Origin of the sequence: Vogesella mureinivorans (genome assembly GCF_007644035.1) — a bacterium.
GTDB lineage: Bacteria > Pseudomonadota > Gammaproteobacteria > Burkholderiales > Chromobacteriaceae > Vogesella > Vogesella mureinivorans.
In genome coordinates this window covers 1-305 of the sequence record NZ_VMTV02000318.1, presented here as the reverse complement: position 1 = coordinate 305, position 305 = coordinate 1, and the positions used below count along the sequence as shown (strand labels likewise).

1 protein-coding gene is annotated in these 305 nt (G+C 61.0%); it reads right to left on the bottom strand.

The window, feature by feature from the left end:
• Window positions 1-305, bottom strand: a 305-nt coding sequence (locus FLQ44_RS10060; protein WP_170252922.1) for an FAD-linked oxidase C-terminal domain-containing protein, incomplete at both ends; no start/stop codon positions are given.

Below are 305 nucleotides of genomic sequence, written 5' to 3'. Positions count from 1 at the left end.
CTCGGCGTAAAGTTGTTCGCCAAAAAACGCCGGGCTGTACTCGGCGCGGAATCCTTTGCCGTGCTCGCCCCATAACAAGCCGCCGTATTTGGCCGTGAGGGCCACGACCTCGTCGGAGATCTCCTTCATCAGGATCTCCTGCTGCGGGTCGCACATGTCCAGCGCCGGGCGCACGTGCAGCACACCCGCGTCCACGTGCCCGAACATGCCATAGCTCAGACCATGGCTGTCGAGCAGCGCGCGAAACTCCACAATATAATCAGCAAGGTGTTCCGGCGGCACGCAGGTATCTTCCGCAAACGGAA